This window comes from Microbulbifer sp. MLAF003 (assembly GCF_030012965.1).
Lineage (GTDB): Bacteria > Pseudomonadota > Gammaproteobacteria > Pseudomonadales > Cellvibrionaceae > Microbulbifer > Microbulbifer variabilis.
Genome location: NZ_CP120232.1, coordinates 391,092 through 414,608, shown reverse-complemented (window position 1 = coordinate 414,608; position 23,517 = coordinate 391,092). Strand labels below are relative to the sequence as shown.

The following is a 23,517-nucleotide window of genomic DNA, read 5'->3' as shown; positions in this document are numbered from 1 at the left end:
AATTCCAGCCTCTCCAAGCAATTGGCCTCCACTGCAATGAAGACAACTAACACATGCCAATGGACTGTCGGAACCTACCTCGCGCAGAGGTTAAAAGATGCGGGAGTCCGGCATTATTTTGCTCTACCTGGCGACTATAACCTGGTACTGCTGGACCAGCTATTGATGCACAGGGACTTACAGATGATCAGCTGTTGCAATGAGCTAAATGCAGGCTATGCCGCCGATGGCTATGCACGTGCCACTGGTGGGCCATCAGCGGCGGTGGTCACATTCTCCGTTGGTGGATTGAGCATGATTAATGCCGTTGCAGGAGCCTATGCCGAGGACCTACCGCTAATCGCTATCTCTGGGGGCCCAAATACCAACTCTGAAGCTGAGTGGGAATACTTGCATCACACATTGGGCAAGGTCGACTATAGCTATCAGCGAGAGATGTATTCCCGCATAACCGCAGAAACCGTGATCATCCACCACCCCTCACTGGCACCCGCCGCTATCGATCGCGCAATTGATACGGCAATGTTGCGCCGCAAACCGGTATACATTGAGATCGCCGCAAATGTCGCCAATGCTCCAACTTCCGCACCCATACCCCGCGGTTTTGCCAGGCGCGCTACCAGCGATCCCGATTCCCTCAACGCTGCAACCAAGCATGTTGCCGAATTCCTTAATGCCGCTGAGAGACCGGTACTGATCGCCGGAAGTAAAATCCGTGCAGCCAATGCCCGCATCGCCCTTCACGATTTGGCCCAAAGCTGTAGTTACGGCGTCGCCACCATGCCCGATGCTAAGGGCATAGTGTCTGAGGCACACGAGAACTTTATGGGGATCTATTGGGGGCCAGTGAGTACGCCAGGTTGTAGTGAGATAATTGATACCTCCGATGCGCTATTGTTCGCAGGACCACAATTCACTGACTACACAACTACCGGACACCAACTGGGTTTTGAAAAAGCCGGGCAATCTTCTGCCACCCGGCCTCAATACAACTCGGGGAGACCTGTTACAGCAATGTGCACATGAACGACCTGCTTGAAGCTCTTGTAGGACAACTCAAACCCAACGATGGTGCACTCAAGGCCTACCGAAGAGTCAGCAGTCCAAAACACATTCCTCAGCCAGGCAAAGCCAAGACTCCACTATCTATCCGGCAACTGTTTACACGAATACAGAAACTGCTCGACCGTAAAAGCACTTTGCTGGTGGAAACAGGGGACTCATGGTTTAACGGTATGGAGCTATCCCTGCCTGAAGGTGCACAATTTGAAATCCAGATGCAATACGGGAGTATTGGATGGTCAGTAGGGGCGACTCTTGGTTACGCACTGGGGAAGGACAAAGGCCGCCTTATTTCCTGTATTGGCGACGGTTCTTTCCAGCTGACTGCACAAGAAATTTCCACCATGATCCGCTATCAGGTCGACCCGATTATTTTCCTGATCAACAACGGTGGCTATACCATTGAAGTGGAAATCCATGATGGCCCTTACAATAAGATTAAAAACTGGAACTACGCCCAATTAGTTGAAGTATTTAGTGCGGGAGAAGGTGATGCCTGGGGCTGTAAAGTCAGTACCGAGGGGGAACTGGATAAAGCTATTAAGGAGGCTAAAAGCCGTAAAGGGCTCTGCCTGATAGAAGTGATCATCGACCGCAACGATTGCAATGTGAATCTGCTGCGCTGGGGGAACCAGGTTGCGCGTAATAACGGCCGTGCAAACCGAAGCATGTAAAAAAACCAGGTAAAATGAGAACTACGTTCGCGCTCAAGTAAGAGCATTAGTCGTCCAGCCTTAGCCTCTATTTACAAAACCTAAGTGCTCTATAGCACCGCTTCCAATTGGCTAGCACGCCGGTAATACTACTTTTCCTGAACATAATAATGTCCATTACTTAACTTACGTCTTATCCATGCCACTGCTACTCTTTGTCACCTTCCTTTGGGCCCTTTCCTTCAGTTTGATCGGGGTTTACCTGGCCGGCCAGGTGGATAGCTACTTTTCCGCAATGAGCCGGGTATTACTCGCCTCCCTGCTATTTTTGCCGATGTTGCGGTGGCGTCGCTCAGGCACTCGCATTGCCTTAACCCTTATGACTATTGGTGGTGTACAGCTTGGGCTGATGTATTTGTTTTATTACCAGTCATTCCTTCTTCTGAGCGTCCCGGAAGTCCTGTTGTTTACCATATTTACTCCTCTGTATATTGCCCTTTTATACGACCTCCTCAAGAAACGAGTCTCTTTATGGAATCTGGCAATCGCACTATTAGCAGTTTCCGGGGCAGCTATTATTCGCTGGGATAAACCGAATGGCGACTACTGGAATGGATTCGCCATGGTCCAAGGGGCAAATCTATGCTTTGCACTGGGCCAAGTAGCCTACAAGCAGTTCATGCAGCACCGACAGCCACTTGAGCCCAGGCAAACTTTCGGCTGGTTTTTCCTGGGTGCCAGCTTAGTTACCGTGACAGCCTGGACACTATTGGGTGAAGCCAAATATCCGCAAAACGAAATTCAGTGGGGTGTACTAATCTGGCTAGGGCTGGCCGCATCAGGGCTTGGCTACTTTCTTTGGAACAAAGGCGCTACCCAGGTTTCCGCCACAACTTTGGCAGCTATGAATAACGCCTTGATTCCCGCGGGCTTATTGGTAAACCTGTTAATCTGGAATCGAGAAGCCGATATCACAAAACTGGCAGTGGGAGGTGGTGTAATTACCGCAGCCGTAATAATTAGCGAATGGCGCAACAGGAAAAGGGAGATCCACTATGGCGAGTACCGCAGTACCTAACCTCAAGGAGCAACTGCGCCAGCTTGTTGGCACTCCGAGTATCAGTGCCACAGATCCAGCGCTCGATATGGGGAACCGACCGGTGGTGGAACTATTGGCAACCTGGCTGGAAGCCCTCAATTTTAAAGTGGAATTGTTGCCCCTGAAAGGCAACCCTCTCAAGGCCAACATGATCGCCACTTTGGGCGGCAGCTCCGATGGCAATGGCGGACTGATTTTATCCGGACATACCGATACAGTGCCTTATGATGAGGGCCGATGGCAGTCCGATCCTTTCAAGCTGATAGAGCGAGACAATCGCCTATACGGCCTCGGTAGTAGCGATATGAAAGGGTTCTTCCCCCTTGCCATTGAGGCGGCCAAGTCCTTCTTAAATAAGCCTCTGCGCCAACCCCTTACGATTCTTGCAACGGCCGACGAAGAGACCTCAATGGCTGGGGCACAGGCATTGGTCGAAGCAGGGAAACCCCACGGGCGCTTTGCGATAGTAGGTGAACCCACCGGCTTGCGCCCTATACGCATGCACAAAGGGATAATGATGGAGGCAGTGCGAATCACCGGCCAGTCCGGTCACTCTTCCAATCCCAGCCTTGGCGCCAATGCCTTGGAAGCCATGCACTCAGTAATTGGAGAGCTGATGTCTTTGCGAGCCGAATGGCAGCAAAAATACAATAACCCGGGCTTTGCCGTACCTGTCCCAACCTTGAACTTGGGCTGCATCCATGGCGGCGACAACCCTAATAGAATATGCGGCTCTACTGAATTGCAATTCGATGTGCGCCCACTACCAGGCATGCATCTGGCAGACCTGCGCGCTGAACTGCAAAAACGTCTAGCCAGCTGTATCGACAACGACAGAATTCGCCTGGAAGTGATTTCCCTATTTCCAGGTGCACAACCTTTCGAGCAAGAGCAGAATTCTGAGCTGGTGCAGACTGCAGAAAAACTCTGTGGCCATACCGCCGGAAGCGTCGCCTTCGCTACAGAGGCTCCCTACTTGAAGAGCATGGGCATTGACACTATTGTGCTGGGTCCAGGTGATATTGACGTAGCCCATCAGCCAGATGAATACCTTGGGCTAGAGCGTATCAATCCCATGGTGGATATATTACGCAAACTGATAGCCCGCTTCTGCCTATAAGCACAGCACCCTAACTCGGCATACAGCAGGAGTCTGGGCACTTCGCCTGGAGTAGATAAAACCTCCAATACTTGTCTTTAAGCTGGCAAGTACCTCAGTAAACGGAAAGGCATTAGTGAGCGACGATAGCGCCTCCCTCAACTGGTTCCGCCATGCGGCACCCTATATTAACGATCTTCGCGGTCGCACCCTGGTGATTGGAGTCCCTGGTGACGCCCTGGAACACACCAATTTCCGTAATTTAGTGCATGACCTAGCGCTACTCGCCAGCCTCGGCGTGCGCTTGGTAGTCGTTCATGGCGCCCGCGCCCAAGTGAACCGGGCCCTTGCTGAGAGCGGCATAGAGAGCCGCTTTCACGACAATAACCGGGTCACCAATCGAGAGAGCCTGGAGATAATTAAAGCTGCGGTGGGTAGATTGCGATTTGATATCGAAGCCGCATTTTCACAGGGTCTACCTGACTCCCCTATGGCCCGCTCAGCTTTGAAAGTGATTTCCGGTAACCTGGTTACCGCACGGCCCTGCGGAGTGCTTGATGGTGTCGACTTGGGCTGGACAGGTACCGTTCGGAGAATGGAAGTCAATACCATTGAGCAAGCCTTAGACCAGGGTGCGCTGGTATTGCTCTCTCCACTGGGCACTTCGCTGACAGGGGAACTGTTCAATATCAACTACCTCGACCTGGCAGCGGAGGCAGCGCGGGTATTACGAGCAGAGAAGCTGGTACTGTTCCGCGAACCTGCCCAGTTAATCTTGGACGGTAACCCGGTTCACGAACTCAGTATTGTACAGGCTGAACAAGTTTCTGCTCGAGTACGAAGCAAAGCTCTAGGGTGTGCCATACGCGCCTGTAATTCCGGGATCGCTCGTACCCATTTGCTCAGCTACTGTCAGAATGGCGCTCTTATCCAGGAGCTGTTTCGCCGCGAGGGTGCCGGTACAATGATCTACCGGGATAGCTATGAAGTGGTGCGCCGTGCGCGTATCACCGATGTTGGTGGCATTCTCGGCCTTATTCGCCCGCTGGAGAAGCAGGGTGTCCTGGTACGCCGCTCTCGGGAAAAGCTCGAAGCAGAGATTGAGCATTTCACTCTGGTAGAAGTCGATGGGACCCCGGTGGCTTGTGCTGCTCTCTACCCGATCAGAGATGACAGCGGGATCACATCAGCAGCGGAAATTGCCTGTGTGGCCAGCCATCCCGAATTCCGCGGCGGTGGCCGTGGCGCCAAGTTGATGCGACACCTGGAGCGTCAGGCCCGCACCCTAAATGTCGATGAGCTCTATGTGCTCACCACGCAGACCGAGCATTGGTTTATTGAGCAGGGGTTTAAGCAAGTGGCGATCAAGGACCTGCCCACATCTCGCAAGTCTCTCTACAATATTCAGCGCAATTCGCGGATTCTGCGTAAACGCATCACTGCCAGCCCTCCTGCATAAACTGCTCCATCCGCAATTTTCATCCTAGTAAGTCGCGCAACTTGATCAATTTGCGCGAAAATATCCCAGATATCGGATTTTTTGATAAGCTGACGCTCTAATTTACACAGCCGGATGCTTGTACCATGCCCAGATATCGTTCCCGTACCTCCACCGCCGGACGCAACATGGCCGGCGCCCGGGCACTGTGGCGAGCCACAGGAATGACCGACGCCGATTTCCACAAGCCGATTATCGCCATCGCCAACTCTTTCACCCAGTTTGTGCCGGGCCACGTACACCTGAAGGATATGGGACAACTGGTGGCAAGGGAGATAGAGCGAGCCGGTGGTGTCGCCAAGGAATTCAATACCATCGCCGTAGATGATGGCATTGCCATGGGCCACGACGGCATGCTCTACAGCCTGCCCAGCCGTGAGATTATCGCCGATTCAGTAGAATACATGGTCAACGCACACTGTGCTGATGCCCTGGTATGTATATCCAACTGTGACAAGATCACTCCGGGAATGCTGATGGCCGCTCTACGTCTGAATATCCCGGTTATTTTCGTATCCGGCGGACCAATGGAGGCCGGTAAAACCAAGCTGGCCGATCATAAACTGGATCTTGTCGATGCGATGGTGATCGCTGCTACGGATACAGCAACTGATGAAGAGGTTGCAGAGTACGAGCGCTCCGCCTGCCCTACCTGCGGCTCATGCTCCGGCATGTTCACCGCAAATTCTATGAACTGTCTGACTGAGGCACTGGGCCTCTCACTGCCAGGCAATGGCACCCTGTTAGCCACCCATGTGGACCGCAAAGAGTTGTTCCTGCGCGCAGGACGAGAAATCGTTTCGCTAACGAAGCGTTACTACGAAGAAAATGACGAGAGCGCCCTGCCTCGCAATATCGCCAACCGCAGTGCTTTCATGAATGCCATGGCTCTCGATATCGCCATGGGTGGCTCGACCAACACGATATTACATCTACTCGCCGCTGCCCAGGAGGGCGATATCGACTTCAACTTACAGGATATCGATCGACTCTCCCGCGAGGTACCGCAACTGTGCAAAGTCGCGCCTAACACAGAGAAGTACCATGTTGAGGACGTCCACCGAGCCGGTGGGGTAATGGCGATTCTCGGCGAATTGGAATCTGCTGGGTTAATTGATGCCTCCCTGCCCACAGCCTACGGTGGCTCATTAGCGGATGCACTAAAGCAATGGGATATCTCTCGCACCGATAAGCAATCGGTGCGTGACTTCTACCGGGCTGGTCCCGCAGGAATTCCCACACAGACCGCATTTAGCCAGGCCTGCCGCTGGCCAACTCTTGATGTCGATCGCCAGCAAGGCTGTATTCGCTCAGCCGAGCATGCTTATTCTGCTGAGGGCGGGCTGGCAGTTTTATTCGGCAACCTGGCCCCTAATGGCTGCGTAGTGAAAACTTCCGGCGTAGACGAGGCGCTTTGGCATTTTGAAGGCCCGGCTCATGTGGTTGAGAGCCAAGAGGAGGCGGTTTCGCATATTCTCAAGGGCAAAGTTCACAAAGGTGAAGCCGTGATAGTGCGCTATGAGGGCCCCAAAGGCGGCCCCGGTATGCAGGAGATGCTCTACCCCACCAGCTACCTGAAATCCAAGGGATTAGGGGAACACTGTGCATTAATTACTGATGGTCGCTTCTCAGGCGGAACTTCCGGCCTCTCTATCGGGCATGTATCACCAGAAGCAGCTTCTGGTGGCACTATCGCCTTAGTGCGAAATGGAGATCCAATACATATTGATATTCCCGCCCGAAAAATAGAGGTCGCGATTAGTGATAAGGAGCTCGAGAAACGCCGCCAGGATATGGTCAGCCTCGGCCCACAAGCCTGGAAACCGGGTGAATCTCGCCCCCGCAAGGTTAGTAAAGCTCTTAAAGCGTATGCGTTACTCGCCACCAGTGCCGATCGGGGCGCGGTGCGAGAAATTAATTGACTAAAAACATGAAGTAAAACGGCCCTCTTTGAGGGCCGTTTTTTTATTTCATTGCGCCAACTTATAAGTAATACGATTACGCACACCATAGCGCTCTACAGGCTGACCGTCTTCCATTTGCGGCTGGTATTTAAATCGCTCAGCCGCTGCCAGTGCCGAGCGATTGAATACATTGGTAGGCTTCCCAGCGCTGTCGAATCCCCCAACTACCTGGGCATCACGCACCGCTCCGGTTTTGGTTATCGTAAACTCCACAACTACGTAACCCTCCATGCCTCTGCGCATAGCCACACTAGGGTAACGCGGTGCGGGCTTATAAACAGGAAGAGGTTCTCTCGATACAATAACCGGGTTACCCCCAGTTTCAGCAACCGGCGGAGCAACCGTTGGTATGGTATCTATAATCTCTACGTCTCTGATCACCTCAGTGCGCTGAATTGGTGGCGGAATATCCTGAGGGCTGGGCGGTGCCTGGTACTCTTTAACCGTTACCACCTTTTTCTCAGTGATATCTATTGGTTGAATCGTCGGTAACGGCTTAGCCACCGGCTCCACAAAATTAGTGGAAATCAACTGGCTCATTAAAAAAATCAACCCGAGAGTTATCAGGGCAGCATAGGCCAAACCTTTGGCATAGCCAGAAAGCTGATAGGTAAGTAGAAATTCAGGGCTGGAAATTGGCGGGCAAGCTCTATCCATAACACCTCTCCTATTATTGTTAGGGTGCAAAAACGGCATCTGGAGTGCCGAAATGGAAAAAGCTGATCAGCTGACTCTAATCATTAGTCAATTCACGAAAAAATGCAAATAGTCCATTAATACAGGTTATTTAGCCTGGGCAATTGAGAGAACTCTAGAAAAGAAAAAAGGCCATACATTTCTGTATGGCCTCCTAAAAAAGGTAAATAATTGAAGGAAATTAAATCGCTAACTGCTCTTCACGCTTTTTCTCACCCTCAACGTAAGCGATCCACTGCTGCGCAGACTTTTTAGAGCGCTCATCTTTTGAAGCTTTCTTGAGACTTACCAAAGCTGCGTCATAACGTTTCAGGTTAGCATTAGCCATACCCATCACGATGTGCAGCTGATCGACACGCTTAATTTTGCCTTTTGCAAAAGCCTTCTTGCCCATCGAAATGGCTTTCTCATTCTGATCCAGATCCAAATAGATACCGGCCAAACGTGAGTAAATTTCCCCTTTGTCAGACAAGCTAGCTGCAGCCTCCAGCTGAGGGATTGCTTTTTGCAGCTCCTGAGCCATCTGGTAAGCCTGGGCTAAAGTCTCCAGGTTCTTAGCTGTTCGAGGGATCTTCTTCTCTTTAATACCTTTGGCAATAACCTTGGCACCTTTATAAGGCATTTCATGCCCCATAAAGAGATAGCCCATGTTCAGTAAATCCCGATCTTTCTCCAAAGCACCAGCAATATAAGCTGCTTCCATCATATGAAGCTGGTCTTTGTCACGCTTAAGCTCACCGTACATAGCTGCAAGAGTTTTGTAGTACACCGGCTTCGGGTAATACTGCACTAATTTTTCCAGAACACCCGCTACTTTTTTGTAGTCGTTGCGCTCGAAATACACAAACTGCTGCAACCCGTACCAGCCTTCCTTCGGTACCTTGCCCTCTTTCTCATACATGGATACCGCTACGTTGATATCCTTCAGTGCCTTAGCTTGGTCACCAACTTGGTTATAAGCCTGAGCACGCAATGCATAAGAATCTGCAGTAATACGATCAGAAACCTTGAACCACTGGTTCAAGTAATTGATCGCCTGCTTATAGTCTTCGGTTACGAAATAAAGTTGGGCCAAGGTAAACAAAGTGCCCACTTCAAGTGCTACTGGCAGGTTTTTTTCACCCTGACTCAGCACTTTCTTGAAGTAAGGAATAGCCTCTTTGTAGCGCTCGGTACTGTAGTAAACCACACCAAAGAAATTGTACATCTGTGCTATTTCATAGCCATTGTACCGTTTCTTGCTCGCATCCATTTCCTTCAGCGCAGCAAGAGCACCCGCCCAATCCTCTGCATCTGCAGCTTCCTGGGCCTTTTCCAGTTTTTTATACGCCGCTTCGCGCATTGCCGGAACTTTACGGGTCTTTTCTTTACTAGGCTTTTTTTGCTCTTGAGCCTGTGCCGAGGCGAAAGATGCGGAAACACCCGCTGCTTCAAGCACGGTAACACTGACTGCTGGTGCCAAGACCAGGGGCAGCGCTACTGAGGTGCGCAGAGCGAGCTTGGACAAACTTTTGCTAATGCTTGTCAACTTCATAGTGCTTCCCCTTAGTTTTTGGCCATATTAAAGCTGATCTTAGTCCTTACATTGGGAACTTCGGTCGGCTTGCCATCGACTACCCGCGGCTTGTACTTGTATTTCAGTGCAGACTTAAGCGCAGCTCTGTTGAAAACAGAAGTAGGCTTACCATCTAGCGTGAAAGCTTCAATTACGATGGGGTCACGTACAGAACCGTTTGTGGTCACCGTATATTCCACAATCACATACCCTTCCATTCCGCGCTGCAGGGCGCGTCGAGGGTACTGAGGCTGCACCTTAACAATTGGCAGATAATCCCCCTCACCAAAGCTGAAGCCCGACAACTTGACGCCGCCACCTGCTCTAGGGGCAGCAACACTGATACTGGTATCAATATTCGGGTCTTCAAACTCAGGCTCTGGCATCTCCGGCGGAGGCGTTTCTGGCTCCTCCGGTTTCACCGGTTTGGTCGTATCGTACTGTGTTTCGATCTTCTGCTCAGGCATCACCACATCGGCAACTTTGAATTGCTCCTTTTCCTCTGGAGCCTTCATGTTTGCCTGAATCAGCTGATGCATGGTGAAGATGAGGCCGAAGGTGGTGGCTACCGCCAACGTACCTGCCCCAAGAAGTCTTACCGGATTCATAGCTGTTAACTCTTTTCTGTCGCGACCGAAACTTTCTTGATGCCAATTTTCCTGGCAGCTTCCGCAATCAGGGCAATCTTCTCAATACTCGCTTCCTTATCGGGCTGAATTACCAACCACCCTTTTGGGTTTTCCGAGTAGAGGCGCTCCAGGACAATTCTCACCTGGCGCTCATCAACCTTATCTTTGGCAATCCAGATCTCATCACTGTCGTTGATCGCTACCAGAATAGAGGCGGCCTTGAGTTCAGCGGTTGTCGCATCCGGCTTCACAACATCAGCACCCGGTTCTTTAATAAAAGTCGCGGTGACGATAAAGAAGATCAGCATGATGAACACCACGTCCAGCATGGGCGTGAGGTCGATAGCACCCGCTTCTTCTTCTGCCGTATTTTGTCTTTTGCTCATAGCAACTCTCTTAGCGAACTTTCCCGCGAGGGGCTCAAGGGAGCACCCTCGGTGAAAATATCTGGTTGGCTAAACCTTCACAGCAAATAAGCTCACCTATTCGCTTATGTGTGCTTAGTGGTCCATCGTCAGATGGTCTTCCAGCAGCTGAGTCTCACGCTCTGCTTTCCGGGCAAGGTAAGTGTTGGCAAATACACCTGAGAGGGCCGCAACCATTCCCGCCATTGTCGGGATAGTTGCCATGGATACACCACTGGCCATCTGCTTGGCGTCACCACCACCAGTAATCGCGAGAACATCGAACACATTGATCATGCCCCAGACCGTACCCAGCAGCCCGAACAAGGGCGCAAGGGCAACACAAGCCTGGATCATATCCATATTGTCCTGAATTTTCTCGGATACCCGGGAGATCATCGCGTAGCGGATCTGGTGGGCCCCCCAGGATTTGCGCTCACCGCGCCCCTCCCATTGGTCAACCACACCTTGAACATCAACCTTCAACGCTTTGTTGAAGTAAAAGACCCGCTCAAAAATCAGCGTCCACATAAAGAAGGTCAGGCCGGCGATCAGGAACAGTACTGGCCCGCCCGACGCCATAAAGGCGTTGACGGCGGCCCATGCGTCGATTAATGCGTGCATGTTGCCGCCTCCTCTTATTTACGCTCGGCGTTTTCCGCCACGATACCGGCACTCTGCTCTTCCAGAATATGCAGAATACGCTTGGCGCGGCCGTTAACGATGGTGTGCATCAATACAGTCGGGATAGCAACACACAGACCGAGAACGGTGGTAATCAATGCAGAAGAGATACCACCAGCCATAGCTTTAGGATCACCAGCACCGAAGATAGTAATCGCCTGGAAGGTAATGATCATACCGGTAACGGTACCCAGCAGACCCAGCAGCGGAGCTACCATTGCAATAATCTTCAACAGGTTGAGACCGGATTCAATTGCTGGGCGCTCTTTCAGAACGGCTTCTTCCATCTTCAGCTCTAGAGTCTCGCCGTCGACACCTTTGTTTTCTTCAGCTACTGCCAGTACACGGCCCAGTGGGTTATTCGTATTAGGGGTAGCTGAACGCAGCTGAGCACTTACCTTGGCACTAACACCGGTCAGAACAATCAGGCGGAAAATGGCCAGCAGCATCGCAAATACACCAACTGCAGTGATGATATAACCTACGATGTCACCCTGGTGCCAACGCTCAACAATATCCGGGCTGTTGATCATGGCTTTCAGGTAGGAACCACCGGTAGGACCAGTCGGGTCAACACCAAATGCACTGAAGCCAGCTGTGGAGGCCTGCAGGCTTTCTGCCATACCCTGGAACTTGGCATCCGGCTGACGGATCAACTCAGCCATTTTGTAGGCTTTATTCATCTCCAGGTACTTGCCGTTGGAAACCAAGTTGAAGTTACCAACACGCACAACTTCCTGCTGAGCCTGTTCTCCGCTAGGCTTGATCACAGTTGCGTTGAACTTAACAACCTTGCCAGACTCCACGGTCTCACGCTGAATCTCAAACCACAGGCGTTCGATCTCTTCGATAGTGGGCAGCTGAGTAGCGCTGTTCATCTTTGCCAGCAGGCCATCAATAAACTCGGTACGGCCAGGATACTGGGCAGATACCAGAGAAGAGCCAACATTCGCTCTCAGGTCTGCTGCAGTAGAGGACATATGGCCGAATAGCTCTTTCAGGGAGCCCAGACGCTCGTCCAGCTGCTGGCGCTTCTGGTCAACAGCAACTTCCTGTTCCTGGTATTTCTTTTCCAGCTCGGCAGAGCGCTTTTCTTCCGCCGTGCGAGTGTCTTTGGCCTTGTTCAGCAGAGATTGCTGATTAGCTTTCTGGCGACGGAAATCAGCTTCACGCTGTTTGTGCTCTTTGGATTCAGCAATTTTGGATTGTTGAACCATTTTCAGCAGATCGTCGAGGGAAGCTGCTTTCTCTTGGGCAACAGCAGAGAAGCTGATCAGGCCAGCCGCTGCTGCAACTAATACGCGTTTGGCAATAGAGGATTTCATTGCGCTGCCTCCGGAGCCGGGATCGGCATGGTCATGATGTCGATAGTGGCCTGCTTCTTGGCGATCTTCAGGCCATTCATGAGGGCGCGGCGATATTCGCCAGCATCGATTTCAACCCAGGCTTTCTGGCCTTTATCGTAGGCAAGAGAGATCTCGGAATCGGTAGTCTGAGCCAGCAGAGCGATACGGCCGATCTGCAGCACGTTTACTTCGCGCTCCTGGCCATTTACGTTCAGGGAATCACCGTAAGTGTCAATCTTACGCGCGTACTCCGCTTCGAAGTTGTACAGCTCCAATACCTGACGGAATTTCTCCGCAACAGTAATATCGGAACGGTCCATATTGTTCTTTACACCTTCGAGGTTTGCCATGCGCTCGTCCAGTTTGAACGGGGCATCCAATTCGATGAACTGCTCCAGACCTTCCAGCATGCGCAGGATCAGCGGCTGGATTTGACGTTCAATGACAGTAACGTTGGCAATAGATGCATCCAGCTCATTGATAACCTGGAGCTGGTTGGCCAGCTGCTTTTCCAGCTGACGGTTGTATACGCGCAGACCATCGATTTCTTTATTGACCACCTTGAAGTCCTGCAGCAGGCTGCTAGTTTCTTCGGCAATCTTGTCGATGCGCTTTTGCGATGCCTGGGCCGCAGTGGTTTTCTGCTGGCCGACGGCGAGTACGTTATCGAGAGTATCCGCAGTGGCTACGCTGCCGTAGAGCGCGCCGGCAGACAGCGCAGTGGTCAGCGCCACAGCCATGAATCGCTTGGTTTTCATTAGACCCCCCAGTGGGTTCAATATTTCACAACATGGTCGCGATGAGTTAGCTGCCACAACGCGGTGTCCTTTTGTTTTAAAAACATTGGTTAGAAGACAGCTAAGAGCCGCACATTGTAAACAGCCGATTTGATTATTCAAATGCCGATTGTCAGCATCGGCCCGCATGGGTAGCAAGGTAACAACCGGGTAACAAAACCGGGTCACTTGCACACATTGGCGGCGGTGTTCCTTGTGTAGGCTGTCGCAGAATTTAACAGATTGATCAACTTTTAATCAAATTGTTTTTATTTAAATCTGTCGTACTGAACTAATGCGTAGTTGTACTCATTCTTGTCTGAAGCAGGGTAACACTCCCGCACCACTTCGACCCATGAGTCGTCAATCTCTGGGAAGAAGGCGTCCCCTTCCACATCGGCATCTACCTCGGTGATATAGAGTCGCGCTGCCATTGGTAGGGCCTGGCGGTAGACCTGCGCCCCACCGATCACCATCAATTCAGCCGCACCTGCCAGTGAGGCCCGCTCACGGGCAAGGTCCAGGGCGGACTCCAGAGAGTCCACCACTTCGACACCTTCAGCTGCCCAATCACGATTGCGGGTGATCACGATATTGACGCGACCCGGTAGAGGTCGGCCGATAGACTCATAGGTTTTGCGCCCCATCACTACAGGTTTGCCCATAGTCGTGCGCTTAAAGAACTGCAGATCACCTGAAATACGCCAGGGGAGCTCATTGTTTTTACCGATAGCACCATTGCGCGCTATAGCCGCAATCAGGGCGATAGATGTATCCATACCTCTCCCCTTAAACCGCGACCGGTGCCGGTATATGCGGATGAGCTTCATAGTTTTGCAGCTCGAAATCTTCAAAGCGGAAGGCGAACAGATCTTCCGCATCGGGGTTTAGTTGCATCTTTGGTAGCGGCAGAGGCTCACGCTGCAATTGCAGCTCAACCTGCTCCAGGTGATTGGAGTAGAGATGAGCATCACCAAAAGTATGAATGAACTCGCCCGGCTTAAGGCCACAAACCTGTGCCAGCATCAGGGTTAGCAGGCTGTAGGAAGCAATATTAAAGGGGACTCCGAGGAAGATATCCGCGCTGCGCTGATACAACTGGCAGGACAACTTACCCTCAGCCACGTAAAACTGAAACAGCGCGTGGCAGGGAGCGAGCGCCATACGCCCCTCGCGGGCATTATCTGCCGGGGAAATCCCCTCATCGGGAAGATCTGCCGGGTTCCAGGCACTGACAATCAGGCGCCGGGAATCGGGACGGGTTTTTAATTGGTGTACCAGTTGTTCAATCTGGTCGATTTGACGGCCATCCGGTGTCGGCCAGGAGCGCCACTGATGGCCGTATACCGGACCCAGGTCACCATCTTCTGCGGCCCACTCATCCCAAATTCTTACCCTATTTTCCTGCAGGTAACGGATATTGGTATCCCCCCGCAAGAACCAAAGGAGTTCGTGGATGATCGAGCGTAAATGGCACTTTTTCGTGGTAATTAGCGGAAACCCCTCCGCGAGGTCAAAGCGCATCTGATACCCAAAAACGCTTAAGGTGCCGGTGCCTGTACGGTCACCTTTTTCCGTGCCGTGATCGCGCACATGGCGCATTAGATCGAGGTACTGCTTCATCTATTGCTATGCTCCGCCATTAACTTGGGAACGCGTCCGCTTATTGCCATTTTTACCTCTACGCCCCTCTGGTAGAGGCTGGGTTCGGTAACTCCACACCAGCAGAGCGATACCGGCCAAAATCATCGGCAGGCTCAGAAGCTGGCCACGGGTCATCCAGCCAAAAAGATCGAAACCGATATGACCATCCGGTTCCCGCACAAATTCCACGAGGAAGCGGAATATGCCGTAAAGCAGAACAAACATACCGCCTACGGCAAGGCGTGGACGCGGTTTACTGGAAAACCACCAGAGCACAGCAAAGAGCACAAGCCCTTCAAGAAATGCCTGGTAAAGCTGGGAGGGGTGCCTGGACAGCAGCTCAGGATCGCGGGGAAATACCATGCCCCAGGGGCCTTCAGTCGGCCGGCCCCAGAGTTCCTGGCCGATAAAGTTGCCCATCCGGCCCAGTCCCAAGCCAATAGGCACCAAGGGAGCCACAAAGTCGATTAGCACGGGGAAGGTTGTACCAATTTTACGGGCGTAGAGAACGGTAGCCAGCATCACTCCCACCAGGCCTCCGTGGAAGCTCATGCCGCCCTCCCACACTTTAAGCAGCGAAAGCGGATTCTCAATCAATTGCGGCAGGTTGTAGAAGAACATATAACCGAGTCGCCCGCCAACAACTACGCCTATTGCACAGTAAAGAATTAAGTCTTCGACTTCTGATTTAATTACCGGAGACCATGGTTTGGTGCTGCGACGCAGTGCCAACCACCAGGCTGCGATAAAGCCGAACAGGTACATCAAGCCATACCAGTGCACTTTTAATGGGCCAATAGCGATGGCCACCGGGTCTATTTCAGGGTAAGTCAGCATGGGGGAATCGAGATTGTTTGTTAAGCGCGTATTATGGTCGCAAAGCGCCCCGCAGCGAAAGGGGCGCGCCCTTCCCCACCGCCCAGGAAGCCGCTATGTGCCTACTACTGTTTGCCTATCGCTGCCACCCCGAGTACCCACTCCTGTTGATCGCCAATCGAGATGAATTCTACGCTCGTCCTACCGCCCCAGCAGCGCAGTGGAACACGGGAAGCTTGGTAGCCGGGCGGGATTTGGAAGCTGGCGGCACCTGGGCAGGCATATCCCCCGGCCGTGTCGCCGCAGTCACTAATATCCGCGAACCCGGCACACCCGAACCTGACAATGCGCTTTCCAGAGGGGAAATTCCGGTTAATTTTTTGACTGGCATGAGTACACCAGAGCAATTTGCCAGGACCCTTCAAGGGCCTCGCTACCGCGGCTTTAATGCGCTGCTATTTGACCTGAGAGCAGAACACCCTCTCACCTGTGCCGGCAATCGCCACACTCCATTTTTATTTACGGCAGGGGTTCACGGAATTTCCAACGGAGCACCAGATGCCCCCTGGCCCAAGGTCGAAAAGGGAAAGGCCGGTTTAGAACGGATTGTACAAAATATCAAGGGCCCAATTTCCGGCCATAACTTCGTAGAGCCAGCCCTCAGCTTGCTTCAAGACAGACAAAGAGCTGCGGACGCAAACCTTCCCAAAACGGGTGTTGGCCTTTCCCTTGAACGAGCCCTGTCGTCAATATTCGTACAGATAAACCATAGGGAAAAACTTCTGCCAGCCGACACCAAAACAGATAACTTGACTGGAGGTTACGGTACTCGCGCCAGCACCGTAGTCGCTTTTAATCGAAATGGCGCCAGCCAGTTATGGGAACAGACCTTTGAAAATGGTGAGCCGCAGGGACCCTTGCGTCACTTTTGCCTCGCTCCTCCAGAGCCATAAAAACCCCATGAAAAACTGTGACTTAGCCCACTTTTCACATTTGATTAGCCGTATCTAATCGTACAAGCACTCACCCACTAATGGAATTATTTCCGCCAAATAGAATAAATGTGCATGGTTGATACAGCTAGATTGTCGCTTTTTTCTTTCACACTTAATCTAAGAAGAAGCAAACGCCAAGCAAATTCCTCATTTGTTGCCATACTTACTTTCACAGACTGAAATTGGTTGATATTCGCGCAAGTGCGGCGCCAATTGTGGTCTAAATAAGAGGATGTCGCGCGGGACGCATGACAAGTGCGAGTCAACGCTGAACACCAAAATGTTTCTGGATGGGCTCGCCACAGGTTGGGAAGGTATGAACGATCTGGCGCCCGGTATTATCCGCAAGACAACCCCGGGCCCCTGCAGTATCGCTGAGGTACCATGTCTTATTTCAACCCTGAGCTCCGCAAACGAAAATCCATTCTGCCCCTGCTAACCCTGGGCACTCTTTGTGTCTCTATTCTCTATTATGCCTTTGCCGCGAACCAAGAAACGGTGCCGGTATTGCCTGAAAACGCCGTACGACCTCACTTGGTTCACTGGCTGGAAGAAAACCCTGACGCTTGGCCAGCCCAAGATCCTATATTCAACCCTGCCGCGGTGCGCAGAATTTACCAGCGCACGGATTACCGTCTACTGTGGTTCGATAACTACAACCTGAGTGAAAGCGCCAACGATCTGTTGAAGCAACTTACAGCAGCCAGCTCAGGCAATCCCAGCAGCATGGTGGATTACCGCTACCATCTCGGTTATTTCGACCGCACTTTGAGAGACACCCCCCAGCGACTGCAGATGGCCGCAGTTCTCGATATCCTGCTCACCGACGCGTTTGTCTCCTATGCCCAGGACACCCAACTGGACCGGCTAAGCCCCAAGAGTCGACCGCGTCGCGGTATCACTCCTGTGTTCCGTGATGACCAGGGATTTCGCATGGTTGCTCTGATACAACCCAGCCAGCGAGAGACCAATGAACATCGTGGGCGCAAACATTTTCGCGGCTACAACCGAGCGCGCATTATCGGCAGCACCCCACGCAGCCGCCATTACTCACGCGATTACGAAACTGACCGCGATCGCAATTATTCCAGCTCATCAAGCGCCAATCGCAGCTACAACCGCTCACGACACAGCTCTTACCGAGATAACAATGTAAATGGCTCTGGAGCCGGGAGTAATGGCAGCCGCGTATATTACAATCAAGGCCGTAATGCCAATGGTCGGGGAAGCGAGGCGGTCCCGCGCACGGAAAATAGCGAGGGGCCCTACTTCGAGGAGAATAAACCCTACGGTAGTGATGCATATGCCTTGAGAAATGAGCTTGAACGGCTGCGCAAAATCTCTGCTAGCGGGCGCTGGCGTCCCATTCCTCCAGGACCTGTTATGACTATGGGAGCACGCCACCCCCATGTGAGCCACCTGCGGGATATGCTCTCCCTATACGGTGACTATTCCAGTCGCTACAGTTATGGGGGCGTCGACCCCAACCGATTCGACCGCGGACTGCACGAGGCAGTGCTGCGTTTCCAAAAGCGCCATGGTCTTAAACCCGATGGAATTGTGGGCCGCGGCACGCGCAAACGGCTCAACCTCTCCCCTACTGCTCGGGCAAAAATTGTTGAGATGAATATTCTCCGCAGGGAGGAGTTGCCGGCCAATCTTGGGGAGCGCTTTATCCAGGTCAACATTCCCGCTTACCGTCTCCAATACGTGGAGAACAACCAGGTAAAGCTGGCCATGAATGTAGTTGTGGGTAAGAAAAAACATGCAACGCCTGAAATTACTACGAGGGTTAGCAAAGTAGTGTTCAATCCCACCTGGACTGTACCACGCAGTATCCTGGTGAATGAGATCCTGCCCAAAGCGCGCAAGAACCCCACCGGCATGGAAAACATGGGCTATCGGGTGGTTAGTGGTAGAGGGGAGTATCTACCGCTCACATCCCAGAATCTCTCGGCGGCAGGCGCGGGTTCCTACCTGATGCGCCAGATGGGTGGGGAGGAGAATATGCTCGGCCGGGTGAAATTTGAAATCCCCAATAAACACGATGTCTATCTGCACGATACGCGCGCGCGCAAATTATTCTCGCTGACCGACCGGGACTATAGCCACGGCTGTATCCGGTTGGAGAAGCCACGCCACTTGGCTGAGGCGTTATTGCGTCCACAGGGCGAATGGGATCATTGGCGTATAGACAAGCTAACCGTCGGCGAGGAAACCACCGAAGTAGACCTGAGGCAACTGGTCAAGGTGTATATCACTTATTGGACCGCCTGGGTGGATGGCCAGGGCAGGCTGAACTTCCGCCCTGATATCTATGACAAGGACGGACTCAGTGATAACCAGTTCTAAGTTATCGGGGCGGTCCCAGGGCCGCCCTTAGCCTCGTGAAAGTAATACCTATATACCTTTTCCTGTGAGTACCAGCAGCATCCATTCCCCATAATTATTTAGAGTTTCACGGTCACAAGTTACCACTGTGAGCAGAGTGATCATTTCCGGTGATCCTTCTTTGCTTACAGGGGTGACTTATGGGTGTTGGCTTTTCCCTTCTCGTTTGCGTGTTGCACGAAAACCGATGTGGTGCGGTTGCGCAATAATATTGGCTGTTGCACTGGGCTTTGAGCAGTCGATAGCAGTCGCCGCGCCAGGAAACGCCAAAAAAGATGATTCGATTGAGGGCGTTTCTGGCAGTGATCCTTTTTCCCCTTACGGCCGTCAATATGCCTTGCTAAGCGAGGAGCTGGCGCGCTACAGCGCCTTAGCGGAGGGGGAACAGTGGAAGCCCCTATCTAAAGGGCAACCTATAACTCCCGGAAGCCGCAGCCCTAGGGTCGCGCAGCTCCGCAGCCTGTTGATGCTGTATGGCGATTACCGGCCAGAAGACTTTGCTGAAACTACCGAAAAAGGCAGCCTGGAAGCTGATGTCTACGATAAGCCCCTGCAGCAGGCAGTACGCCGGTTTCAAAGACGCCACGGCCTGAAAGCCGATGGACTTGTGGACGAACGCACTCGCAGTCGTCTCAATACCAATCCTGCCAAACTGGCACAAATCCTGAGCGCCAATCTTCAGCGCTGGGAACAACTGCCCAAAGACCTGGGGCCACGCTATATCGTTGTTAATATCCCGGAATTCAGCCTCCGCCTGATCGACGGTGATCGAGAGCAGTTTCGTATGAAAGTGGTAGTGGGCAAACCGAAGCACAAGACTCCACTGATCGCCACGCGTATGACCCGCCTGGAATTCAATCCAGTGTGGCGTGTGCCGCCGAGTATCGCGCTGAAAGAACTTTTGCCAAAAGGCAGCTCGGCCCTGAGCGCCAAGGGCTACCGACTGGTCAACCACCGCGGCAGGGCTGTTCCCTTTACCAGAGGTAATGTCGCTGGCGTTCGCCGAGGAAAAGTAACGCTGCAGCAAAAAGGTGGACCGGGCAATGCACTGGGACGGGTCAAGTTTGTTATACCCAATCGCCAGGCAATTTTCCTGCACGATACAAACAGCAAGCACCTTTTCAAAAAAACCAACGCGCTTTCAGTCATGGCTGCATTCGTCTGGAAAAACCGCTGAAGTTTGCCCGCATGATGCTGGCTCAACAAAATCGCTGGAATAGGGCGCGCATAGACCGGGCACTGATGAGTAGCCGCACCCATGGCGTACAACTGAAAAATCCTCTTCCGGTCTATATCGCCTATTGGACTGCCTGGGTGGATGAGCATGGACAGCTACAGTTCCGACCGGATATTTACCAACGTGATAAAGCCGGTGCGGGGACAAACCGTGGTTAAGCACAAGTATCACCACGGGAGTTATTTATGGTCAAGATTCCCCGCCATCTAGGCCTAGCAGCCTTACTCAGTTTGGCTATCGCCTCTGCGACGCCAATACACATTGCCATGGCAACTAAGGAATCTGTGGCTCTAAACCCAGTCAATATCAGTAATCAACTGCGCTCTGAAGCCAACCATTATCGGGAGATTGCCAAACGCTGGCGGCCCATTAATGAAGGGGGCCCTCTTCAGGCAGGGGATAAAGACTTACGCGTGCTGCAATTGCGCAAATTGCTTGAACTATATGGAGACTATCGCGGGCAACCGGGACCTGCGTCAGCCCCTCAGAAGGATCACTTGCGCTTCGACAGCGCCCTACAGTCAGCCCTTGAAAATTTTCAGCGCCGCCACGGACTTCCCGCCACCGGGGTTGCCGATAATGAAACTCTCTCCGCCCTGTCAGTTTCCCCCGTTGAGCGCGCTAGGCAAATGACCCTGAATGCGGATCGCTGGGACCAACTATCCCTTCCCGAGGATGGCCGCTATATATTGGTCAATATTCCCAGCTACCGATTGCAGTTGGTCGAGAATGGACAGGTTAAGCTGGACATGAAAACAGTGGTTGGCAAAAGTAGCACCCGTACACCGAACATGCACAGCCGTATTACCAGTGTCGTCTTCAATCCCACCTGGACAGTGCCGCGAAGCATTCTGATTACCGAACTCCTCCCCAAGGCGCGACACAACCCCGCCGCCATGCACCGTCGTGGCTACCGAGTAGTTCAATATCGTAGCGGAGCCACATCACCAATTACCGATGAAAGCCTCGCCCGTGCAGCCGGTGGCCACGCCACCTTGCGTCAGGTGAGCGGTCCTGACAACACCCTCGGCAAAGTAAAATTTGTTATTCCCAATAAGCAGGCAATCTTTCTACACGATACTCAGGCCCAGAGCCTATTTTCAGAACAACAGCGAGCATTCAGCCACGGGTGTGTACGGCTCCAGCAGCCGGAAGAGTTAGCTTACTCACTTCTTGAGTCTCAGGGATGGGACAGAACTCGCGTTGCTCAGGCCACAACCGGCAGTGAGGTCCTCAATGTTCCGATCAAGCCCGCCCCACGGCTTTTTATTGTCTATATGACAGCCTGGATAGATACCCATGGGCGCCCACAGTTCCGTCAGGATATTTATCACCGCGATAAACATCAGGCCCCTCTGAACTAGCTCCACAAGTGAGTCCGATTTTTGACAACCTGAAAATTATCTACGCTTTAAAACCTAAAAAAATAGTGAAATAAACGCGAACAAAATTTTAGTCATCTGGGCTAAACGTTTTTGTAATGAAAGAAGCACAGCGCTTTTACGGTATCTTTAGGAAAAATCTCAATTCTTAAAAAATCAGATTCAAAAGCCCCATAGCGCTAAGATATGGAATTGAACAACTTGATTTTCTTTCTGGTTATTTAGCTAAAGGCTCTATTTCGACTAAAAAGTCCAACACACATTGAATACTGATAGAGTTACAATTCTCAAAACTGTAAAAACGGCTGCAGCCTACGGTAGTTTTTAAGTACTGAAAAAAGAAGGTCGCAAAGGCAACTTTAGCCACAAACCCCAGCTAAGATTTATAGCAATGGGTAACCGAGATCGCAGAATTCTATAGCTTTGCAAGAATTAAAAAAGGAGTACTGTGGCCAACATTCTTATTTAATAAAAATATGAAGCATCCTGCAGAACTTTTACTTACACCAATCAGGCGCACTCTTATCCACAACCATCACATCGGGATAAAGTATCTATCTGAAGGATATGTAGGAATCATACCCTCAATGTTGTATATACATGTATATACATTCAAAGGGGAGGGGTAATAGATAGAGGTGGACTTTCTCCCATGCTACATAGGGCTTTCTAACAACCTACCAGCAGCACTCTTCGTATATTTGAATAGCTCTCAAAAGAGTAGGTAATAGGCCTCTTACCGTGTCCGAGCCCCACTTTTCTATCACTTTCCCAGCCCTATGGAACCTAACAGTCGCAGAAAAATGTTTTTTTAACGTTGGCAACAAAATGACAACGCTGTCTCATTGCTAACAGGTATCCTTGAGTTATTTCTGGAAAATTTCCACCCGCCGGTAGCATAAGAGAAAAAATTTACCAGCATAGCGGTATGATTATTTCCGAATTAGCAGCTGCAAATTTGTAACAACTGGTTATTTTTTGTACATTTTCCGCCGTACCCGGATGCGCTATCCGACGCGCTCCGAAGAGAATTAACGACGAGGCGGAATTATGAAGAATCCATCCAGACGTCGATTCCTGGCAGTGACCTGCGCAACTGCGGCGGCGGTCAGCGCCGGACCGACTTTCGCTAAAGTAGGTAGCTCCCGCACCCTGAAGATGCGCAACCTGCACACAGGGGAGAAGCTGGAGGCCGCCTACTGGGCTAACGGAGACTACAGCAGCAATGGCTTGAAACAATTCAACAAATTGCTGCGCGACCACCGAGCCAACGAAGTGACTCGAATGGACCCGAAACTGTTGGATATCGTGTATAAGCTGAAGGAAAAGTTCAATTACACAGGTACCATCGAGATTATCTCGGGATACCGATCGGCCAAGACCAACGCCAAGTTGCGTGCTGCAGGCCGCGGAGTTGCCAAGCGCAGTTACCATACTCGTGGTATGGCCCTGGATATCCGCATGCCGGGCGTCCCACTGTCAAAACTGCGACAGGCGGCACTGGCTCTAAAAGCAGGCGGTGTTGGCTACTATCCGAAAAGTAACTTCGTCCATGTAGATACTGGCCCTGTACGTCGCTGGTAAGAC

22 protein-coding genes are annotated in these 23,517 nt (G+C 51.8%); 12 read left to right on the top strand and 10 right to left on the bottom strand.

The genetic code is table 11. The annotated features are described in order from the left end of the window. Window positions 1-36: 36 nt before the first annotated feature. The 6 genes from P3339_RS02020 to ilvD all read left to right on the top strand — a co-directional run bounded on the left by P3339_RS02020 (window position 37) and on the right by ilvD (window position 7,333). On the top strand, window positions 37-1,026 hold the full coding sequence (locus P3339_RS02020; RefSeq protein WP_282952264.1) for a thiamine pyrophosphate-binding protein: 990 nt from the start codon (window positions 37-39) through the stop codon (window positions 1,024-1,026). After that, on the top strand, window positions 1,023-1,736 hold the full coding sequence (locus tag P3339_RS02015) for a thiamine pyrophosphate-dependent enzyme (protein ID WP_282952263.1): 714 nt from the start codon (window positions 1,023-1,025) through the stop codon (window positions 1,734-1,736). The genes P3339_RS02020 and P3339_RS02015 overlap by 4 nt, the downstream gene beginning before the upstream one ends. Before the next feature lie 178 nt (window positions 1,737-1,914). After that, a complete protein-coding gene (locus P3339_RS02010) occupies window positions 1,915-2,793 on the top strand; it encodes a DMT family transporter (protein WP_020414285.1) in 879 nt (292 codons plus the stop codon). Then, the gene (gene argE, locus P3339_RS02005) at window positions 2,771-3,934 is read left to right on the top strand and encodes an acetylornithine deacetylase (protein ID WP_282952262.1); all 1,164 of its coding nucleotides are present in this window, start codon (window positions 2,771-2,773) and stop codon (window positions 3,932-3,934) included. Before P3339_RS02010 ends, argE begins: the two co-directional genes overlap by 23 nt. A 115-nt stretch (window positions 3,935-4,049) precedes the next feature. Beyond that, window positions 4,050-5,372 carry an amino-acid N-acetyltransferase gene (argA, locus tag P3339_RS02000; protein ID WP_020414283.1) on the top strand — a complete coding sequence of 441 codons (1,323 nt, stop codon included), beginning with the start codon at window positions 4,050-4,052 and terminating at the stop codon, window positions 5,370-5,372. A 125-nt stretch (window positions 5,373-5,497) separates the two neighbouring features. After that, a complete protein-coding gene (ilvD, locus tag P3339_RS01995; RefSeq protein WP_282952261.1) occupies window positions 5,498-7,333 on the top strand; it encodes a dihydroxy-acid dehydratase in 1,836 nt (611 codons plus the stop codon). A gap of 48 nt (window positions 7,334-7,381) precedes the next feature. On the opposite strand, the gene P3339_RS01990 is transcribed toward ilvD, so the two are convergent. From P3339_RS01990 to lgt, 10 genes are all read right to left on the bottom strand, one after another. Then, complete coding sequence (locus P3339_RS01990) at window positions 7,382-8,032, bottom strand: energy transducer TonB (RefSeq protein ID WP_282952260.1); 651 nt, start codon at window positions 8,030-8,032, stop codon at window positions 7,382-7,384. 220 nt (window positions 8,033-8,252) lie between these two features. After that, a complete protein-coding gene (locus P3339_RS01985; RefSeq protein ID WP_020414280.1) occupies window positions 8,253-9,605 on the bottom strand; it encodes a tetratricopeptide repeat protein in 1,353 nt (450 codons plus the stop codon). A gap of 11 nt (window positions 9,606-9,616) precedes the next feature. Next, window positions 9,617-10,234: an energy transducer TonB gene (locus tag P3339_RS01980; protein ID WP_282952259.1), complete on the bottom strand. Its 618-nt coding sequence runs from the start codon at window positions 10,232-10,234 to the stop codon at window positions 9,617-9,619. A 5-nt stretch (window positions 10,235-10,239) separates the two neighbouring features. Next, entirely contained in the window at window positions 10,240-10,641 is a 402-nt protein-coding gene (locus tag P3339_RS01975; protein WP_282952258.1) for an ExbD/TolR family protein, read from the bottom strand. A 114-nt stretch (window positions 10,642-10,755) separates the two neighbouring features. Beyond that, window positions 10,756-11,283, bottom strand: a complete 528-nt coding sequence (locus P3339_RS01970) for a MotA/TolQ/ExbB proton channel family protein (RefSeq protein WP_282952257.1) — start codon at window positions 11,281-11,283, stop codon at window positions 10,756-10,758. Window positions 11,284-11,297: 14 nt separating this feature from the next. After that, on the bottom strand, window positions 11,298-12,668 hold the full coding sequence (locus tag P3339_RS01965; protein WP_282952256.1) for a MotA/TolQ/ExbB proton channel family protein: 1,371 nt from the start codon (window positions 12,666-12,668) through the stop codon (window positions 11,298-11,300). Continuing rightward, complete coding sequence (locus P3339_RS01960; RefSeq protein ID WP_020414275.1) at window positions 12,665-13,447, bottom strand: DUF3450 domain-containing protein; 783 nt, start codon at window positions 13,445-13,447, stop codon at window positions 12,665-12,667. The genes P3339_RS01965 and P3339_RS01960 overlap by 4 nt, the downstream gene beginning before the upstream one ends. Before the next feature lie 287 nt (window positions 13,448-13,734). After that, window positions 13,735-14,244, bottom strand: a complete 510-nt coding sequence (locus P3339_RS01955) for a dihydrofolate reductase (protein ID WP_020414274.1) — start codon at window positions 14,242-14,244, stop codon at window positions 13,735-13,737. A 10-nt stretch (window positions 14,245-14,254) separates the two neighbouring features. Beyond that, window positions 14,255-15,088 (bottom strand): thymidylate synthase, encoded by an 834-nt coding sequence (locus P3339_RS01950; protein WP_282952255.1) that lies wholly within the window; start codon window positions 15,086-15,088, stop codon window positions 14,255-14,257. 6 nt (window positions 15,089-15,094) lie between these two features. Continuing rightward, the gene (lgt, locus tag P3339_RS01945) at window positions 15,095-15,946 is read right to left on the bottom strand and encodes a prolipoprotein diacylglyceryl transferase (RefSeq protein WP_282952254.1); all 852 of its coding nucleotides are present in this window, start codon (window positions 15,944-15,946) and stop codon (window positions 15,095-15,097) included. A gap of 95 nt (window positions 15,947-16,041) precedes the next feature. On the opposite strand from lgt, the gene P3339_RS01940 reads away from it, so the two are divergent. From P3339_RS01940 to mepK, 6 genes are all read left to right on the top strand, one after another. Continuing rightward, on the top strand, window positions 16,042-16,878 hold the full coding sequence (locus P3339_RS01940; protein WP_020414271.1) for an NRDE family protein: 837 nt from the start codon (window positions 16,042-16,044) through the stop codon (window positions 16,876-16,878). Window positions 16,879-17,304: 426 nt separating this feature from the next. Then, complete coding sequence (locus P3339_RS01935) at window positions 17,305-19,272, top strand: L,D-transpeptidase family protein (RefSeq protein ID WP_282952253.1); 1,968 nt, start codon at window positions 17,305-17,307, stop codon at window positions 19,270-19,272. Window positions 19,273-19,522: 250 nt separating this feature from the next. Continuing rightward, window positions 19,523-20,488: a L,D-transpeptidase family protein gene (locus P3339_RS01930; RefSeq protein ID WP_282952252.1), complete on the top strand. Its 966-nt coding sequence runs from the start codon at window positions 19,523-19,525 to the stop codon at window positions 20,486-20,488. An 11-nt stretch (window positions 20,489-20,499) separates the two neighbouring features. Next, window positions 20,500-20,706, top strand: coding sequence for a hypothetical protein (locus tag P3339_RS01925; RefSeq protein WP_282952251.1), 207 nt, complete (start codon window positions 20,500-20,502; stop codon window positions 20,704-20,706). Window positions 20,707-20,733: 27 nt separating this feature from the next. Continuing rightward, complete coding sequence (locus P3339_RS01920) at window positions 20,734-21,912, top strand: L,D-transpeptidase family protein (RefSeq protein ID WP_020414268.1); 1,179 nt, start codon at window positions 20,734-20,736, stop codon at window positions 21,910-21,912. Between the two features lie 1,068 nt (window positions 21,913-22,980). Then, a complete protein-coding gene (gene mepK / locus P3339_RS01915) occupies window positions 22,981-23,514 on the top strand; it encodes a peptidoglycan L,D-endopeptidase MepK (protein ID WP_020414267.1) in 534 nt (177 codons plus the stop codon). Window positions 23,515-23,517 lie beyond the last annotated feature (3 nt).

What these genes read in the sequence shown, in the direction of transcription:
- P3339_RS02020 (WP_282952264.1), top strand. Translation starts at nt 37, where the DNA reads ATGAAGACAACTAACACATGCCAATGGACTGTCGGAACCTACCTCGCG.
- P3339_RS02015 (WP_282952263.1), top strand. Translation starts at nt 1,023, where the DNA reads ATGAACGACCTGCTTGAAGCTCTTGTAGGACAACTCAAACCCAACGAT.
- P3339_RS02010 (WP_020414285.1), top strand. Translation starts at nt 1,915, where the DNA reads ATGCCACTGCTACTCTTTGTCACCTTCCTTTGGGCCCTTTCCTTCAGT.
- argE (WP_282952262.1), top strand. Translation starts at nt 2,771, where the DNA reads ATGGCGAGTACCGCAGTACCTAACCTCAAGGAGCAACTGCGCCAGCTT.
- ilvD (WP_282952261.1), top strand. Translation starts at nt 5,498, where the DNA reads ATGCCCAGATATCGTTCCCGTACCTCCACCGCCGGACGCAACATGGCC.
- P3339_RS01990 (WP_282952260.1), bottom strand. Translation starts at nt 8,032, where the DNA reads ATGGATAGAGCTTGCCCGCCAATTTCCAGCCCTGAATTTCTACTTACC.
- P3339_RS01985 (WP_020414280.1), bottom strand. Translation starts at nt 9,605, where the DNA reads ATGAAGTTGACAAGCATTAGCAAAAGTTTGTCCAAGCTCGCTCTGCGC.
- P3339_RS01980 (WP_282952259.1), bottom strand. Translation starts at nt 10,234, where the DNA reads ATGAATCCGGTAAGACTTCTTGGGGCAGGTACGTTGGCGGTAGCCACC.
- P3339_RS01975 (WP_282952258.1), bottom strand. Translation starts at nt 10,641, where the DNA reads ATGAGCAAAAGACAAAATACGGCAGAAGAAGAAGCGGGTGCTATCGAC.
- P3339_RS01970 (WP_282952257.1), bottom strand. Translation starts at nt 11,283, where the DNA reads ATGCACGCATTAATCGACGCATGGGCCGCCGTCAACGCCTTTATGGCG.
- P3339_RS01965 (WP_282952256.1), bottom strand. Translation starts at nt 12,668, where the DNA reads ATGAAATCCTCTATTGCCAAACGCGTATTAGTTGCAGCAGCGGCTGGC.
- P3339_RS01960 (WP_020414275.1), bottom strand. Translation starts at nt 13,447, where the DNA reads ATGAAAACCAAGCGATTCATGGCTGTGGCGCTGACCACTGCGCTGTCT.
- P3339_RS01955 (WP_020414274.1), bottom strand. Translation starts at nt 14,244, where the DNA reads ATGGATACATCTATCGCCCTGATTGCGGCTATAGCGCGCAATGGTGCT.
- P3339_RS01950 (WP_282952255.1), bottom strand. Translation starts at nt 15,088, where the DNA reads ATGAAGCAGTACCTCGATCTAATGCGCCATGTGCGCGATCACGGCACG.
- lgt (WP_282952254.1), bottom strand. Translation starts at nt 15,946, where the DNA reads ATGCTGACTTACCCTGAAATAGACCCGGTGGCCATCGCTATTGGCCCA.
- P3339_RS01940 (WP_020414271.1), top strand. Translation starts at nt 16,042, where the DNA reads ATGTGCCTACTACTGTTTGCCTATCGCTGCCACCCCGAGTACCCACTC.
- P3339_RS01935 (WP_282952253.1), top strand. Translation starts at nt 17,305, where the DNA reads ATGTCTTATTTCAACCCTGAGCTCCGCAAACGAAAATCCATTCTGCCC.
- P3339_RS01925 (WP_282952251.1), top strand. Translation starts at nt 20,500, where the DNA reads ATGATGCTGGCTCAACAAAATCGCTGGAATAGGGCGCGCATAGACCGG.
- P3339_RS01920 (WP_020414268.1), top strand. Translation starts at nt 20,734, where the DNA reads ATGGTCAAGATTCCCCGCCATCTAGGCCTAGCAGCCTTACTCAGTTTG.
- mepK (WP_020414267.1), top strand. Translation starts at nt 22,981, where the DNA reads ATGAAGAATCCATCCAGACGTCGATTCCTGGCAGTGACCTGCGCAACT.